This is a genomic window from Nocardioides pyridinolyticus (genome assembly GCF_054653575.1).
On the sequence record NZ_BAAIFY010000104.1, the window covers coordinates 1 to 348 of the forward strand.

The window sequence follows — 348 nt, forward strand, 5'->3', positions numbered from 1 at the left end:
GATGCCGACTGCCGTCAACGATCGGGAGAGACCGAACCCGGTCGGGCCGGCCTCGTAGGCCACCGCCACCGGACCCGGAAGGTCCCCCAGCCAGGACCGGATGTGCTCATGTGACGGGGTCAGCTTGGCTTGGACGAGCTCGCCCGTGACGCCATCGATCGCCGCAGCGGCGACAGATCGTGCGTGCACGTCGAGCCCAACACTCGTACGCTCGGTGAACACCGGGGCCTCCCACAACTGTTGGATAGGCCGAGCAGGCAGCCCCTACTCGGTAACCCACGACCATTTGTGAGTGAGGCCCCGGCCCGCAACCCCGTCAACGCGACCGGGTCACGTCATACCGTCTAG

1 pseudogene is annotated in these 348 nt (G+C 67.0%); it reads right to left on the reverse strand.

Annotation, left to right across the window (positions count from 1 at the left end):
• Positions 1-222 (reverse strand): annotated as a pseudogene (locus ACYQ0U_RS22845) (hypothetical protein); the annotation flags it as partial.
• Positions 223-348 lie beyond the last annotated feature (126 nt).